Source organism: Lichenicola cladoniae, assembly GCF_013201075.1.
Taxonomy (GTDB): domain Bacteria; phylum Pseudomonadota; class Alphaproteobacteria; order Acetobacterales; family Acetobacteraceae; genus Lichenicola; species Lichenicola cladoniae.
Genome location: NZ_CP053709.1, coordinates 84,890 through 100,070, shown reverse-complemented (window position 1 = coordinate 100,070; position 15,181 = coordinate 84,890). Strand labels below are relative to the sequence as shown.

Below are 15,181 nucleotides of genomic sequence, written 5' to 3'. Positions count from 1 at the left end.
TCCGCCCGGCGAGTGACGTCTTGCTGGAATAAGCGGATGCCGATCTGCTTAGCCTCATGGTGAACACAGCAGATGAGGCTGCCACAGTGGCAGCCACTCAGGCAGCTTCGATGCAGCGGATCGAGATCGTCAGCGACCGGCGTCGTGCCCATGATCCAGCGTTTCGCGCGCTTGTGGTTGCGAGCTCCTACGTACCCGGCACCCGGATTCGAGAGCTCGCCGCCAGACACGGGATCTGCACAAGCCTTGTCTACCGGTGGCGCCGCGAGCGGGCAGGAGCCGCGGTGGTAAAGACTGGATCCGCGTTGCGACTTGTTCCGGTTCACCTCGTTGACGAGCCGCGTGCTGCCGAGAAACAGGCTGACCAATCGCGTCCGGTGCCACCGCCTACACCGAAAGCGTCGACAAAGCCTGCGTTGATCGAGATCGAGTTTCCGGGCGGCGTCTGTGTGCGGGTCGATGAGACGGTCAACCAGGCGGCCCTGCGGCGTATCGTGGCCGTTCTGCGCGGATGATCCCGGTTCCGTCCGGTGTCCGGGTCTGGCTGGCGGCCGGGGCCAGTGACATGCGCCGCGGCATGAACGGCCTGGCCCTGCAGGTGCAGCAGGCGCTCGAGCGTGATCCCCATGTTGGCGATCTCTACGTGTTCAGGGGACGCCGCGGTGATCTGGTGAAGATCCTGTGGCACGACGGGCTCGGCATGTCGCTGTATGCCAAGCGCCTGGAGCGCGGCCGGTTCGTGTGGCCGCAGGCGGCTGATGGCGTGGTGTCGCTGACACCGGCGATGCTCTCGATGCTGCTGGAAGGGATCGACTGGCGGCATCCACAGCGGACCTGGCGGCCCGAGGCCGCAGGCTGACGGCGAGGCAATCAGTACACAAGCCAGCCGGGATGTGGTTGAATCGCTGGCGTGACACCCGACGCCGACATCCTGCCTGACGATATCGACATGCTGCGGGCGGCACTCGTTGCTGAGCGCGCGGCCCGGTTGTCAGCCGAGACGCGGGCAACCGGTGCGGAGGCGATGATCGCGCACCTCAAGCTGCTGATCGCAAAGCTGCAGCGCGACCGGTTCGGCCCAACGTCGGAGCGCAGTCGCAGGCTGCTCGACCAGTTGGAGCTGCAGCTCGAGGAGCTGGAGGCGAATGCTGCCGAGGCTGACGTCGAGCCAGCAGCACCTGGGGATCCGCGTCCGGGTTCGAGCCGGGCAAAGCCGGTGCGCGGGCCGCTGCCAGCCCATCTGCCGCGCGAGCGCGTCGTCGTTCCAGGCCCGACCCTTTGTCCCTGCTGCCACGGCCGGCTGGTCAAGCTCGGTGAGACGATCACGGAGACACTCGAGGTGATCCCGCGCCAGTGGAAGGTCATCCAGACAGTGCGCGAGAAGTTCTCCTGCCGTGCCTGCGAGAGCATCACCCAGCCGCCGGCACCGTTTCATCCAATCGCCCGGGGTCGTGCCGGGCCCGAGTTGCTGGCCATGATCCTGGAGGCGAAGTTCGGCCAGCACCTGCCGCTGAACCGGCAGAGCGAGAGCTACGCCTTGGAGGGCATCCACCTCGACGTCTCGACCCTGGGCGGGTGGGTCGGCGCGTGCACCGCGGCCCTCGCGCCGCTGTTGGCGTTGATCCGCAAGCACGTGCTGGTAGCAGACCGGCTGCACGGCGACGACACCACGGTGCCGGTACTGGCCAAGAGCAAGACGAGCATCGGTCGGCTCTGGACCTACGTCCGCGACGACCGTCCATTCGGCGGTCCGGAGCCACCAGCGGCGATGTTTTTCTACTCACCGGACCGAGGCGGCGAGCATCCACGCCGACACCTGGCGCAGTACGCAGGTATTCTGCAGGCCGATGCCTATGCAGGATTCAACGAGCTCTACCTGCCCGGGCGCAGGCCAGGTGCGATCTCCGAAGCCGCGTGCTGGGCACACGGCCGGAGGAAATTCTTTGTGCTCGCCGACGTGGCCAAGGCGCCGATCGCCATCGAGGCCGTGCGCCGGATCGATCTGATCTTCGACGTCGAGCGCACCATCAACGGCCTCATGCCCGAACAGCGGCGCGCCGCACGACAAGAGCAGGTTGTGCCTCTGGTCGCAGAGCTGGAAGCCTGGATGCGCACTGAGCGCAGCCGGCTGTCTCGCCACAACGAGGTCAGCCGGGCAATGGACTACATGCTCAAACGCTGGCCTGCATTCACCAGGTTTCTAGACGACGGCAGGATCTGCCTGACCAACAACGCCGCGGAACGTGCCCTCAGAGGAATTGCACTCGGGCGAAAGTCCTGGATGTTCGCCGGATCCAATCGTGGGGGCGAGCGCGCGGCTGACGTCTACACGCTGATCATCACCGCCAAGCTGAATGGGGTCGATCCGCGCGCCTGGCTCGCCGATGTCCTGCGCCGTATTGCCGATCAACCCGATCGCGACCTCGGCGATCTGTTGCCATGGAATTGGTCAAAGCCAAAAACGCTGACTGCCGCAGCCGCCTGAAGCGTATCCGTGGTGCTCGGCGGATGGATACACACCATCCGCGGCGAACATGTCAGGGAAGCTCGCGACATCGGGCTTGAGGCGCAACACCCGACGCAGCATTGCCGGGAAGCTTTCGACGGTATCAGTGGCGAACATTCGTTCTCTCCATCACATGGTGCGCGAGATGCGCGTCGCGATGGGAGCGGCCGGCCTGCGACCTAAGCCAGGATCGCTCCCGACCGGGGAAGATAACTATGGACCATGGTCCATAGTCAATAGTAGCATTCGGCGATGATGATTTCGGCTTTTGCCCGCCAGAGCGGCCTGTCCGCCGATACAGTACGGTTCTACGTGCGCCGAGGACTGTTGCACCCGACAGTCGGACAAAAAGGCGGCTCGCGCCCTTACCAGATGTTCTCAGCGGCGGATTTGGAACAAGCGCGGGTCATCCGGACCTGGCAGGTGCTAGGGTTGTCTCTAGACGAAATTAGTGCGGTTCTCGAGAAACAAGCTCACCACGCGATGGCACCCTCGGAGTTCGTTGCGCTTCTAACCGATCAGCGTGACCGGCTCAAACGGAAGACCGCCGATTTGCAAAAGCTCATCGCGTTTCTCGACGCAAAGATAGTGTGGGTTAGCAACCCCGACGTGGAAATCTCACCCAAGTTCCCGCTGGGGATCCATGGTTAATCAAAACACCTTCCGCCATCGGGTTCCTGCAATCGGAACCTCAATCTTCCTTTGGTAAGTTGAAATGCAGTTTCGGTTCCGTTGCTTCTGTAATGGGCCTTCGGTCGTCAAGCTCCAAAGTGGGTCCAATCGCCGGTTTCGTGCTTCTGTCCGTGGTCGACGCGGGGTCGCCACTTCATGCTGTCGGAGGGAGCGGTGGAGCAATCTACCGGGCGTAGTCTCGGAATTTCTCCCGGCCACTGCAGCGGAACCTGCCTCACCATCTCCGCGTCCCGGCGACGGGACATCGTGGGAGCTGAGCCGTCCGGCCCTGCTCCGAACCTTATGCCTTTTCTGTCAGACCGCGGCAGCGACCGCAGGATCCTTGCCCCAAACGAAGTCCGTTCCATCCGCCCACATGCGGTGCAACACAGTCGCGAGCTTGCGCGCCAGAGCTACCTTTGCCCTCCGCATGCCCCGCCGCTTGGCGACTTCCATTGCCCAGCGCTTGAGCGTGCTGAACCTGGTGGCTCGCGAAAGGAGCACGTTTGCCGCATCATGCAACGCCGTGCGAACGGCGGCATCGCCGACCTTTGTGATCCCGCCCGAAACGTCAATTTCGCCGGACTGGTAGCGCTTGGGCGTCAGACCGAAGAAGGCACCAACGGATTTGGATTTCACAAACCTCGCGGGATCGTCCACGCCGGAGCGGTAGGTCAGTGACACAACCGCGCCCACACCGGGAACGGTCATCAGCCGACGGCAGACCTCGTCCTCTTTGACTATGGTCAGAACCTCGCGATGGAGCTTGACGAATTCGCGCCAGAGCGCCTCGCGTGCAGCCAGCATCGGCTCCACAATGCGTTCCAGCATGGCATGTCCGGCCACCAGCTCGCGCAGGCGGGCGGCGAGCTTGCCTCGGCTCACCTCTCCGACCTTCAGTCCGAACCCACGCAGCAGCCCGCGCATGGTTTGCTCCAGATCCATCGCCTTGATCTGCATCTGCTTGCGAGCAGCCAGGAGCGCTCTGATCTCCTGCGAGGGCACCGATTTGCGGTGCACGGGTCGATACCACCCCATGCGCAGCAGCTGCGCGATACCGCGCGCGTCGCGACGGTCAGTCTTGATCGCCATCGCTGATAGCGCAGCCTTCACATGCCGGGTCTCCAGCAGAACCGGTGAGAGATTTGCCTCGAGCAGCCCGTCATAAAGCCACTGCGATAATGGACCAGCCTCCAGGCCGACACGCACGATCATCAAGTCTAGGCCGCGTAGGAAGGTAACCAGTGCCGCCGGCTCGCTCGCGACCTTAGCTTCCCGTATCACTTTCCCGGTCGGGTCGAGGACGCACAGACTGCTCAGCTCCAATGACACGTCGATTCCGACATAGTGTTCCATAGCCGTCCTCCTGGTGGCCGGGTCGAACCACTCGATCCCGCTCGTCATTCCACCACTTTGAAGAGACCTGAACCGAAAATCAGCGATAGTTGATCCTGGTGCCGGCCCATTACGGCATCTACCGGACCCCCAACCTTCTGGATATGGTTCTGCAGGACGCCGATGACCGGATGGATTGCCGACGAGAACACCACGCGCCGTACCCCGGCCGCCTTGGCCGCCTCAATGAATGACAAGCCCATCCGAGCCTCGTCCTCCTGGTAGACAGGGGCGTTCTGTTGCAAAGTTTCGTCGTGTCTGCGTATGGGCTGGGACGTTGGTTTTTCTATCCTGCAAGGGAGTAGAACTGCTGCGCTGGACGCAGCTTTGCTGTCGAATGTAACTGACCCTTGCGGATCATGTGCATGATCTCGATGCCGGCAATGGTGGTCGCCGCTGACCAGAAATTCTTGAAGCCGAGCATTTGCCGGGTGATTCGTTTGATCGCCCGGTGGTCCTGCTCGACGAGGTTGTTGAGATACTTGACTTGGCGCATTTTGATCCCGGCGTCATGCTCGGTGTTGTAGCTGTCAATCGCCGCGGTGTTGGCGCCGCTCTTGTCGATGGTGATCGTGCGGGGAGCCCTATGTCGGGTGATAGCCTTGCACAGGAACGCAGCGCCGCCTTGCGATCGCGCTTGGCGGTCAACAGGAAGTCCACTGTGGCACCCGCCTTGTCGACTGCACGATACAGATACTTCCACACGCCCTTGATCCGTATGTAGGTCTCATCCATCCGCCAGCTGCCGCCGACCGGACGTTTGCGGTCCACGAAGGCCTTCTCCAGCAACGGCACATACCTGAGCACCCAGCGATGCAGCGTCGTGTGGTCGACCTTCACGCCACGCTCCCCCATCATCTCTTCAACCTGGCGATAGCTCAACGGATACGCCACATACCAGCGAACACCCCACAAGATAATGTCGCGCTCGTAGTGGCTGCCTTTGAACGCAATCGACATCGTCTCCAGATCCATAACCGTTGCCGTTAGCCATCACGCACCGGTCGATCGAAACTTTGCAACAGAACCCTCATTGGTCATGGTGCCAAAGCACTCCGCGACGCGATAACGCGTACGATCGCCACCTTGCCGGCGCAGCTTCGGCGACCCCTGACCTGAGGTCCGGGGACAGAGAGGGCCCATCACGTCCGGTTGTGGATCGAACGGGTCTGACGGTCTACTTCTGCGATCCGCAAAGTCCATAGCAGCGGGGCACCAATAAGAACACCAACGGGTTGCTGCGACAGAACTCGCCGAAAGGTAGTGACCTGAGCGTGCACGGCGCACGGGATCTCGTAGCGGTCAGTGCTGTTCTCAACGCCAGACTCGCAAGACCCTCCACTGGAAAACTCCTGCCGACGCATTTGACGACGTGCTAAGGACACAGACGATTGTTGCGACGGCCACTTGACGCCGGGGATTTGTCAACGGTTGAAGTGGTTTTGATGGCATCTCGAGCGTACAGCCGTCGCGGCGACATGTTTGCATACCGTGCGTCTTCATAATTTCTTGTGATGCGACTAAATCGACATAAGGGCAGGGTTATGTCTATTCCGATGATCCAAAAGTCGAGGTGAGCCACATGCGTGTGGCATCACAGAAGCACGACTACTTGAGGCGTTTAAAGTATGCAGGCGTGCTGAGTGTCATAACTCTTGTCTTATGTCTTCAGCACTTGCGGCGCAAGCAAGAATCTAGGAGCTTAACTTCCATGGCGGACCGGCAAGTGCCTGGAGCAAGCTGTTCTGGCAACGCCTAGCCGACAGACTTTCTGATGAAGGCTGACTGTGTCGTGAACCTAGAGTTGCTCAACATCCTTGCAGTATTACCGGGCTCGGAGTCGGTCCTGACTGTGCTGGCCTTTAGGCCGATCGCACTCGAGGTCTCGAATGACCTCTCAACGGTGTCCCTTCTGATTGTCAAAATCACAAGCGGCTGGCAAAGAGGCAGGACGTTCAATTTTATGTCCAGGCTAGTTTTAGTCGTCTGGACGCGGGTTGTTTAGCATTCGCATCACATAGCTATCAGCTTGCTAGGATAAGACTTGGACGTAAAATTGCTTATCGCGCTCGCGGGCATCATCATCGCGGCAATGTCCGTTGAGTTGAACGATGCGGTGAGCTCGGCGCTTCTTGGCGATATCTCAGGCGGCCTGGGTTTCACCCATGATCCGGGCACCTGGTTCAGCTCCCTTTATCTGACGGCCGAGGTTTTCGGCATGTCGGTCTCTCCCTGGTTCCTACTGACATTGTCGATCCGGCGCTGGGGACTGCTCGTGATTGCCCTTACCTGTATATCGACCGTTGCAATCCCGTGGACGTCCAACCTCACCGTGCTCTACGCGCTGCGTATCCTGCAGGGGATGTCGGAAGGTCTGACGATCCCGTTGGTGTTTACGATCGCGCTTCGCGCGCTGGGGCCGCCGATCAGGCTCTTCGGGCTCGCCGCCTACTCGATGACGGCAACGATGTTCCCAAGTTTGGCTGCCGGGTTCGCGGCACTATGGGAAGGCGCTGGCGACGCCACACTGGGTTGGCAGTTTGCGTTCTGGCAGGCGATCCCAATCGGGGCGGTTGCCGCTTCGTTGCTTTGGTACGGTATGCCACAGGATCCGCCCAAGTATGAGCGGTTCCGGATCATCGACTGGCGCGGGATGCTGCTGTCGCTGATCGGGTTCGGCTCCCTGACCACGATGCTCCAGCAGGGCGATCGCCTCGACTGGTTCAACTCCGACCTGATCTGCATCCTGGCGCTCGTCAGCGTCGCGACGATCCCGCTGTTCGTGTGGAACGAGTGGTGCCACGAAGCGCCGCTGATGCGGATACAGCTGCTCACTCGAAGGAACTTCGCCTACGGTCTCGTGGCACTGTTCACCTTCATCGTGGTGTCTGGCGCCGGATCGACCCTTCCGACGGAATATCTCCAGGAGGTGCAGAGCTTCCGGCCATTGCAATCCTTCGCGCTCACCGGCGGGATTGCGCTGACGCAGCTCGTGTTCCTTCCGCTCGTCGCTGTACTGCTGAACTTTGAGCGGGTTGATCCGCGGGTTGTCCACTTCCTCGGGCTCGGCCTACTGCTTGGTGCTTGCATTGGTGACTCGTTGCTGACCTCGGTCTGGATGGGAGGCGAGTTCTACCTCTGGCAGCTTACCATCTCGGCCAGCGAGGCGATGGTGGTCATGTCGTTGCTTCAACTTGCGACGAACACGATCAAGCCGCCGGAAGGACCCTACGCCTCGGCGCTGGTGAACACGCCGCGGGCACTTGGCGAGGCGACGAGCGTCTGGCTGTTCCAACTGATCGAGCGCTGGCGCGGCGGCCTGCATTCGAGCCGCCTGACCGATCAGGCCGGCCAGGAGCGCTACACTACGGTATACGCGCAGGGGTTGCTGCCGAGTGGTCTTCCCCGCCCCGGCGGCGGCCTTGCGGCGCTCAACGAGACGATCCGGCTGCAAGGCACGGTGCTCACGCTCAGCGACGCGTTCTTGGTGATGGCAGCGATCACCGCGGCCTTGATGGTTGTCATGCTAATCCTGCCGGTCCGGACCTATCCGCCGCGTATCGCGCTCCTGCAGCAATAAGGCGGCATGATGTCAGACAAGAGCGGGACGCCGGACGACGGCCAGAAGCAGGACGACGACAAGAAGGTGTCGCCAAAAAAACGGCCGTTCTGGCCGATCCTGCTGGCGCTCGTCGTGGTCGCAGCGTTCGTCGCGATCGTGCTGGTAATCGCGCTGACGCCGAACCCCGATGTCTGGACCGATGACGCCTACGTGCAGGTGCATTATGCCTCGGTCTCGCCTCGGATCGCCGGCCAGGTCGTCGCCATTGCCAGCGACGACAACGATCACGTGCAAGCCCGCCAGCTTCTGGTCCAGCTCGATGATCGCGATCAGCGCGTATCGCTCGCGACCTCGCAGGCGACGCTGGATCGGGACCGCGCGCAGTTCCAGGACGCGCTGGCGAACGTCGGCCGGCAGCCCTCGGTGATCGAGCAGCAATCGTCCCAGGAGGCATCGCTCGAGGCGCAGCTTGGCCTCGCGCGCGCCAACCGGACGCGCTACCGGAATCTTGCCAGCACCGGCGCCGGGACCCAGCAAAGCAGGCAGTCGTCGGAGGCCGACACGGCGCAACTGGAAGCGCAACTGGCAGGCGCGCGCGCGTCGACCGATGCTGCGCGTCATCAGCTCGATGTCCTGAAAGCCATGGCCGACGCCGACCGGGCGCAGATCAAGGCCGACGAGGCCCAACTCCAGCAGGCCCAGCTCACGCTCAGCTACACGCGCATCTTGGCGCCGCTCGACGCAACGGTCACGAACCGGAGCGTGCAGCTCGGTGACTATGTCGGTCCGGGCGGCGTGTTGATGTCGCTGGTGCCGCTCGACCGGCTTTATATCGTGGCGAACTATCGCGAACTGGCGCTGCGCCACGTGCTGCCGGGCCAGCATGTGCGTATCCATGTGGATGCCTACAATATCGATCTCGATGGTGTGGTGCAGGGTATTCCGCCGGCATCAGGCGCCATCTATTCGCCGGTGCCGTCGAACAACGCGACTGGAAACTTCACCAAGATCGTGCAGCGCCTGCCGGTGAAGATACTGGTCGCGCCGGGACAGGATCTCGCGCACCTGCTTCGCGCCGGTCTCTCAGTGGAGACGACCATTCATACCGGACTGGCGGATGTGGCGGGTGAGCAGGCGCACACATCCGGCCGCGTCATCGCGAACTGAGATGCAAACGGCGCGAAGAGCGGCAAAGCTCGTGGGCTTGATCACGATGCAGCTCGGGCTCGAGTCATGCACGGTCGGTCCGGATTTCCATCGGCCGATAGATGTCTCGCCGCCAATCTGGGCAGGCGCGGCGTCGAGCGGCGTGATGAGCAACGGCGCGGTCGATCCGACGTGGTGGGACAGCTTCCACGACCGGGAGCTGTCCTCCCTGGTCGAGCGGCTGGTGCATCAGAACATCGACCTGCAAAGCGCCGCCGAACGTGTGCAGCAGGCCGATGCCGAGCGCCAGATCGCCCGCGCGCAGGGACTGCCGAACGTGGATGAGCAATCGTCCTACAAGCACGAGCGGCAAAGCCCGACCGGATTCCTCACGCTGATCCAGCCGGCACCGTATGCGCCTCTGACATATGACGTCTGGCAGAACGGGCTGAACGCATCCTGGGAACTCGACTTATTCGGGCGAGTACGCAGAGCCGTGGAAGCACAGCGGGCGGACACGGAGGCCGCGATCGAGGCGCGACACGCCGTGGCCCTCGACGCGATCGCGACGCTGGCGCTCGACTATCTCCAGCTACGTGGGACCGAGACGCGCATCGCGGTCGCCAGGCGGAACCTCGCTGTCGCGGATCACGACCTGAAGCTGGTGCGCGACCAGTTCGCCAACGGCGTCGCGACGACGCTCTCGGTTGCGCAGGCGGAGGCGCAACGGGCGACGATCGCCTCGACGCTGCCGGCGCTTGAGGCGACCGAGGCTCGTCTCGTCAACGCGATCGGATTGTTGCTGGCCGAACCGCCCCGGGCGCTGGCGGCCGAGCTCGAAGAAACGGCGACGGCCCTCTCGGTTCCGCCCGTGGTACCGGTCGGACTTCCCTCAGCGCTCCTCCGGCGGCGGCCGGATATCCGTGAGGCGGAGGCGTCGCTCCATGCCGCAACGGCAAACACCGGCGTTGCTGTTGCTGCCTTCTACCCGGACGTGAGCCTGACCGGCCAGTTCGACGAGAATGGAAGGATCGTCGGCAATGCCTTCTCGCTGCCGTCGCGCGCCTTCACATTCGGGCCGTCGATCGACCTGCCGTTATTCGAGGGCGGCCGGCTGGTTGGTACGCTGCGGCTCCGCCGGTCGCAGCAGCGGCAGGCAGCCTTGTCCTACCGCAACACCGTTCTCACCGCCTGGCGCGATGTCGATGACGCAATGACCGCTTACGATCACGCACGCCGGACGCGCGACGATGTTGCCCTGACGGTGGACGCCGATCGGAAGGCGCTGAGCGCGGCGACGCAGGGATTTCAGCAAGGTGCTGTGGATTTCCTGAACGTCACCAACGCCGAAGCGTCGCTGCTATCGGGCGAGGACCAGCTCGCTACGGCCAACACCAATCTCGAGACCGATCTTGTCTCGCTTTACAAGGCGCTTGGCGGCGGCTGGCAGATCGCGGACAGTGCGCAGACCCGATAGATGGCTGGGTTCTGTCATGCCTTCGTCTTAACGCTGAATGTTACTCATCGCCCCCTTTCACCAAATCTAGCTTGAGGCAAAGCCATGTCAGCCACGGTTGAAGACCGCTATGACGTTATCGTTATCGGCTCTGGTCCAGGAGGCGGAACGATGGTTCATGCGCTCGCCTCAACCGGCAAGCGAATCCTGCTGCTCGAACGGGGCGACTACCTGAAGCGGGAGCAGGCAAACTGGGACACGGAGGAGGTGTTCATCAAGGCGCGCTACCAGGCCAAGGAAACCTGGTACAGTGCCGACGGGAAGACTTTTTCTCCCGGCCTGCACTACTTCGTCGGCGGCAATAGCAAGGTCTACGGCGCGATCCTGCTTCGGCTGCGTGAGCGTGACTTCCACGGAGTGACGCACCCGGATGGTATTGCCCCGGAGTGGCCCGTCAAGTACGACGAGTTTGAGCAATACTATCAGGCTGCGGAGGAGTTGTTCCATGTCCACGGGCAGCGTGGCGAGGATCCAACAGAGCCGCCGGCAGCAAAGCCCTACAAGTACCCGGCGATCAAACACGAGCCCCGGCTGCAGGAACTATCGGACGGGCTTTTGAAGGAAGGCTACCATCCATTTCACCTGCCAGTCGGCGTTTTGCTCGAGCAGGACGGGAAGGGCGACGCGCTTCCACATTCAACGTGCATCCGATGCGATCGGTTCGATGGGTATCCCTGTCTAGTGAACGGTAAATCAGACGCGCAGGTCCTCCTGGTCGACCCAACGCTCCGAGAGAACCCGAACGTGACACTCCTCACTAGGGCCTATGTAGACCGGCTTGTCACCAACCCCTCCGGTACTGCAGTGACCGGCGTCTCGGTGGTCCGGGACGGTGCGAGACGTGAATTCGCAGGAGATATCGTTGTCGTGGCATGCGGCGCGCTATCGTCCGCATTGCTGATGCTGCGCTCCGCGAGCGACGCTCATCCGGACGGCCTCGCGAACGGCTCAGGTCAGGTCGGCCGGAACTACATGCGACACAACAACGCCGTCGTAATGGCCATCTCGAAGACGCCTAACCCAACGAAGTTCCAGAAGACGCTGGGGATCAACGATTTCTACTTTGGCGCCGAAGACTGGGAGTTTCCGCTCGGCCACATCCAGATGGTCGGCAAGTCCGATGGCGTCCAGGTGCATGGCGAAGGGCTGCCAAAGTGGCTGCAGTGGTTTCCTGAAAAGCCATTCGACTGGCTGGCTCGCCACTCCATAGACTTCTGGTTGATGTCGGAAGATCTGCCGAAAACCTTTAACCGGATCTTCTATAAGGACAACAACGTCCACCTCGATCTTACCGAGACGAACCTCGAAGGTAACCGACGCCTCAAGCACAAGCTCGAGCAGATATGCGACAAGTCCGGCATCTACTCGCAGCTCGTCGACCGCGGCCTCTACCTTGGACAGAATACGCCGATCGGAGGCACCTCACACCAGGCCGGGACGCTACGGTTTGGCGACAACCCCGAGACCAGCGTGCTCGACCGGAACTGCCGTGCTCACGGGATCGATAACCTCTACGTGACAGATGCGAGCTTCTTCCCATCCATCGGCGCAGTTAATCCGACACTGACAATAATTGCCAATGCGCTTCGTGTCGCTGAGCGGATTCGCGAGCGTCTTGGCGCACCGGCCGGTTCAGATCGACAGGCCGGAGATACGCGAGGGTAAACAGGAGGTGCGACACAAGCTTGGCATTAGATCGATATACAAGCAGTGCCGAGGTTTTGGAGAGAGCGTGGTGCTCAACATGATAAGACAGGTTATACAAGCTTGTGTACGAGCGTCCTGTCTTCTCCAAGTATCCACTGCTTACAGCTTTCATGGGAAGCCGACTGCTACCAGCCATAGACTAGAGGCTTGTTAATATGACTCTTGACCCTGCTCGATTAAGAGACCCTGGCATAACCCGCCTTTTTCTGGCTATCGAGGAGCAGAAGACATTTGGTGGAGCCGCAAGGGTCCTCGGGGTGACGCAGCCTTCGGTCAGTCAGCAGGTCAAACGGCTTGAGCGCCATCTAGGACGCCCCCTTTTTCGAAGAGGTCGAAACGGAGTCGAGTTGACGGCCGGAGGCGAGGCAGTCTTGATCTATGTTCGCGCCTTAGAATCACTAACCGAGGATCTGAAGAAGCAGCTCGAAAGTCATGACAACATCGAGGAGCTTACCATTGGGATGGCGGAGGACTTCTGCCGGACGGCACTTGCGACCATACTCTGGCTGTTCGTCGCCGAGCATCCAAACATCCGTGTCAGGATAATCTCTGGGACTTACAGCGCTTTAACAGAGGGCATCGAGAAGAAGACAATTGACTTTGCCATCATGCGTCGTTTCGGCGAGTACGCAGATTCAAGACTTCTCTGGCGCGACAATCTGGCCTGGATCGGCCGTAAGAACATGAGGCTTTCCCGAGAAGAGCCAGTTCCGTTAGTTTTGCCGCTGCCGCCTAATCCCGGGCGGGATATGCCGATTGCGATGCTCAGAGCAAGTGGTAGATCCTGCTTTATCCGCTTCGAGAGCGTCGGTCTCGCTGGGATCGAGGCTGCCGTTCAGGCGGGGCTTGGGATATGCGCGGGTCCGAGAAGCATGTGGCTCGCCGGGGCTGCGCCGTTAGTTGAGGGTCATGGTCTTCCAGATTTACCCGACGTTGAATTCGATCTTGTCACGGTTAAGCCCCCGAAAAAGGACTTCAGCAAGGCCTTTCTTCAGATCCTCACTGCAGCGTCAAAAAGCGGCTTCATCCCGCAGAGGGACCCGGCTCTACCAGCAGCTGTGGTGAGCTAGGGCTGTTAGGTGAATGCGGGAGATAGGACGCTCATGACTCAACTCGCCGGGATCAACCACATCGCTCTTGAAGTCGGTGATCTGGCAGTACCCCCGTTAGCGCCGCACGATCTGGCACACGTGGCTTGGCGCCGCTTGGTCGCGGTAAGGCGGCAGGTAGCCGCGGCTCGATGATCGACCAGAGAACGTCGGAAACCACAGGAGATGCAGTCTCCCCTTATGAGTCAGTTAGCCAAGCAATACAAAGTCTGAAGACGTGCTAAGCGATGCAGCACCCTCAGCGCGCGCGCCAGTGCCGGATCGATCGCACCAGCCGACACGGCAAGGGTGATCATCCAGGCGGCTTTAATCTGTAACGATATGTCGATCATTGCATAAAGCGCTTCCGCGTTTTTATCCTTGTCCTTCGTCGTTCACTAATCCAAACTCAGTCGTGCGGGTCGCCAGTCTCGCGCTCATGAACACTGTTGGGCTACGAGAGAACATTGAAGCACTAGACGCGAGTGTCCGACAACAGTCCGCTTTCTGGTGTCCAAGAGAATGTTGAGAAAGACAACTTGGATCTCGGTCGTCTGGGAGAGCGCGGGTAGTCTCTCATTTCTACCTCAATCGAGCTCGGATCGAAGATCGTGTTTTGCCGCAGATTTTCGAGAGTGCACTAGCAAATGGTAATGCAGCCGATGGCTTTAGCGACAGCCTTATAGGGAACTGACATGCTTAGAAGGCGCATTGAGAGACTCTGTTGCCTTTCCTTGGCGTTGCCTCTGACCGACTGTAGAGCTGTTGTCCTGGAGCCGATGGGCCCGGTCGGAAGGGCGGAGAAGACGATCCTGTTCGACTCCCTGGCCATCATGCTGGTTATCGTTATCCCGACCATCGTGGCGACGCTGGCATTTGCGTGGTGGTTTAGGGCTACCAATAGTTGTGCGCGCTACAGGCCGGACTGGGTTTACTCAGGCCGCATCGAATTGCTCACCTGGGGGATCCCTCTCCTGACCATCATGTTGCTCGGCGGCGTGACGTGGATCAGCTCGCATGCGCTCGACCCTGCGGAGCCGCTGCCGTCGAACAAGCCCCCTCTCGAGGTGCAGGTCGTTTCGCTCGACTGGAAGTGGCTCTTCATCTACCCGGCGCAGCACGTTGCCAGTGTGAACCGTCTGGTCATCCCGGTCGGCATCCCGGTCCATTTCTCACTGACCTCGGCGAGCGTGATGAACGCCTTCTTCGTCCCACAGCTCGGCAGCATGATCTACACGATGAACGGTATGGCTACCCAGCTCAACCTGCGGGCTGACTCGGTGGGGGAGTTTAAAGGCCTCTCCGCGCACTATAGCGGTGACGGTTTCTCCGACATGCACTTTGAGGTCCGGGCGCTTCCACAACAAGGCTTCAAAGATTGGATCGAAACGACCGGGCGGGCCGGTCCTGAGCTCGACGCCCAAAGTTACGCGAAGCTGTCCAGCCAAAGCATCGGTGACCGTCCGATAACCTTCAGCAAGGCCGACCCGGGGTTGTTCCAGAACATCGTGAGACAAACGATTCCGCCTGCCGCCGGCCCGCATGTGGGCAAACCGGACCTTGTCACATCGTCACGGACGGAATGACAC

The 15,181-nt window shown here is 61.0% G+C and carries 15 protein-coding genes and 3 pseudogenes; 12 read left to right on the top strand and 6 right to left on the bottom strand.

What is annotated here, in order from left to right; translation table 11 throughout:
• The first annotated feature begins 86 nt into the window (after positions 1–86).
• The 3 genes from tnpA (at position 87) to tnpC (ending at position 2,485) form a co-directional block, all read left to right on the top strand.
• Positions 87–515, top strand: coding sequence for an IS66-like element accessory protein TnpA (gene tnpA, locus HN018_RS22325; RefSeq protein WP_239479396.1), 429 nt, complete (start codon positions 87–89; stop codon positions 513–515).
• Positions 512–859: an IS66 family insertion sequence element accessory protein TnpB gene (gene tnpB, locus HN018_RS22320; protein WP_172443533.1), complete on the top strand. Its 348-nt coding sequence runs from the start codon at positions 512–514 to the stop codon at positions 857–859. Before tnpA ends, tnpB begins: the two co-directional genes overlap by 4 nt.
• Before the next feature lie 90 nt (positions 860–949).
• A complete protein-coding gene (gene tnpC / locus HN018_RS22315; protein ID WP_172443560.1) occupies positions 950–2,485 on the top strand; it encodes an IS66 family transposase in 1,536 nt (511 codons plus the stop codon).
• Here tnpC and HN018_RS22310 read toward each other — a convergent pair.
• Entirely contained in the window at positions 2,450–2,623 is a 174-nt protein-coding gene (locus HN018_RS22310) for a hypothetical protein (protein ID WP_172443532.1), read from the bottom strand. The genes tnpC and HN018_RS22310 overlap by 36 nt on opposite strands.
• Positions 2,624–2,758: 135 nt before the next feature.
• Here HN018_RS22310 and HN018_RS22305 point away from each other — a divergent pair, with 135 nt between their 5' ends.
• Entirely contained in the window at positions 2,759–3,157 is a 399-nt protein-coding gene (locus HN018_RS22305) for a helix-turn-helix domain-containing protein (RefSeq protein WP_172443531.1), read from the top strand.
• A 336-nt stretch (positions 3,158–3,493) separates the two neighbouring features.
• Here the strand turns inward: HN018_RS22305 and HN018_RS22300 are convergent, their stop codons facing one another.
• From HN018_RS22300 to HN018_RS22290, 3 genes are all read right to left on the bottom strand, one after another.
• Positions 3,494–4,534 carry an IS110 family RNA-guided transposase gene (locus tag HN018_RS22300; RefSeq protein ID WP_171837845.1) on the bottom strand — a complete coding sequence of 347 codons (1,041 nt, stop codon included), beginning with the start codon at positions 4,532–4,534 and terminating at the stop codon, positions 3,494–3,496.
• Between the two features lie 44 nt (positions 4,535–4,578).
• Positions 4,579–4,776: a Rossmann-fold NAD(P)-binding domain-containing protein gene (locus tag HN018_RS22295; RefSeq protein WP_171837846.1), complete on the bottom strand. Its 198-nt coding sequence runs from the start codon at positions 4,774–4,776 to the stop codon at positions 4,579–4,581.
• A gap of 83 nt (positions 4,777–4,859) precedes the next feature.
• Positions 4,860–5,533 (bottom strand): IS6 family transposase gene (locus tag HN018_RS22290; protein ID WP_408886825.1). Its coding sequence is split into 2 segments (ribosomal slippage): positions 4,860–5,188 and positions 5,188–5,533, totalling 675 coding nucleotides; the frame shifts between segments, so codons are not numbered across the junction.
• Positions 5,534–5,602: 69 nt separating this feature from the next.
• On the opposite strand from HN018_RS22290, the pseudogene HN018_RS28770 reads away from it, so the two are divergent.
• The 7 genes and pseudogenes from HN018_RS28770 to HN018_RS22265 all read left to right on the top strand — a co-directional run.
• Positions 5,603–5,984 (top strand): annotated as a pseudogene (locus HN018_RS28770) (IS30 family transposase); the annotation flags it as partial.
• A 633-nt stretch (positions 5,985–6,617) separates the two neighbouring features.
• The gene (locus tag HN018_RS22285) at positions 6,618–8,153 is read left to right on the top strand and encodes an MFS transporter (RefSeq protein ID WP_239479394.1); all 1,536 of its coding nucleotides are present in this window, start codon (positions 6,618–6,620) and stop codon (positions 8,151–8,153) included.
• Between the two features lie 6 nt (positions 8,154–8,159).
• The gene (locus HN018_RS22280) at positions 8,160–9,302 is read left to right on the top strand and encodes an HlyD family secretion protein (protein WP_239479393.1); all 1,143 of its coding nucleotides are present in this window, start codon (positions 8,160–8,162) and stop codon (positions 9,300–9,302) included.
• Positions 9,253–10,758: an efflux transporter outer membrane subunit gene (locus HN018_RS22275; RefSeq protein WP_408886824.1), complete on the top strand. Its 1,506-nt coding sequence runs from the start codon at positions 9,253–9,255 to the stop codon at positions 10,756–10,758. Before HN018_RS22280 ends, HN018_RS22275 begins: the two co-directional genes overlap by 50 nt.
• Positions 10,759–10,908: 150 nt before the next feature.
• Positions 10,909–12,462: a GMC oxidoreductase gene (locus tag HN018_RS22270; protein WP_408886823.1), complete on the top strand. Its 1,554-nt coding sequence runs from the start codon at positions 10,909–10,911 to the stop codon at positions 12,460–12,462.
• Between the two features lie 197 nt (positions 12,463–12,659).
• Positions 12,660–12,809: pseudogene (locus tag HN018_RS29505) on the top strand (helix-turn-helix domain-containing protein); the annotation flags it as partial.
• Positions 12,810–12,875: 66 nt separating this feature from the next.
• Positions 12,876–13,574 carry a LysR substrate-binding domain-containing protein gene (locus HN018_RS22265; protein WP_239479392.1) on the top strand — a complete coding sequence of 233 codons (699 nt, stop codon included), beginning with the start codon at positions 12,876–12,878 and terminating at the stop codon, positions 13,572–13,574.
• An 85-nt stretch (positions 13,575–13,659) separates the two neighbouring features.
• On the opposite strand, the pseudogene HN018_RS28765 reads toward HN018_RS22265, so the two are convergent.
• Together HN018_RS28765 and HN018_RS22260 are read right to left on the bottom strand one after the other, a co-directional pair.
• Positions 13,660–13,773 (bottom strand): annotated as a pseudogene (locus HN018_RS28765) (IS5/IS1182 family transposase); the annotation flags it as partial.
• Between the two features lie 25 nt (positions 13,774–13,798).
• Complete coding sequence (locus tag HN018_RS22260; protein WP_171837850.1) at positions 13,799–13,945, bottom strand: hypothetical protein; 147 nt, start codon at positions 13,943–13,945, stop codon at positions 13,799–13,801.
• A 426-nt stretch (positions 13,946–14,371) separates the two neighbouring features.
• On the opposite strand from HN018_RS22260, the gene cyoA reads away from it, so the two are divergent.
• On the top strand, positions 14,372–15,178 hold the full coding sequence (gene cyoA / locus HN018_RS22255; protein WP_239479391.1) for a ubiquinol oxidase subunit II: 807 nt from the start codon (positions 14,372–14,374) through the stop codon (positions 15,176–15,178).
• The last annotated feature ends 3 nt before the right edge of the window (positions 15,179–15,181 follow it).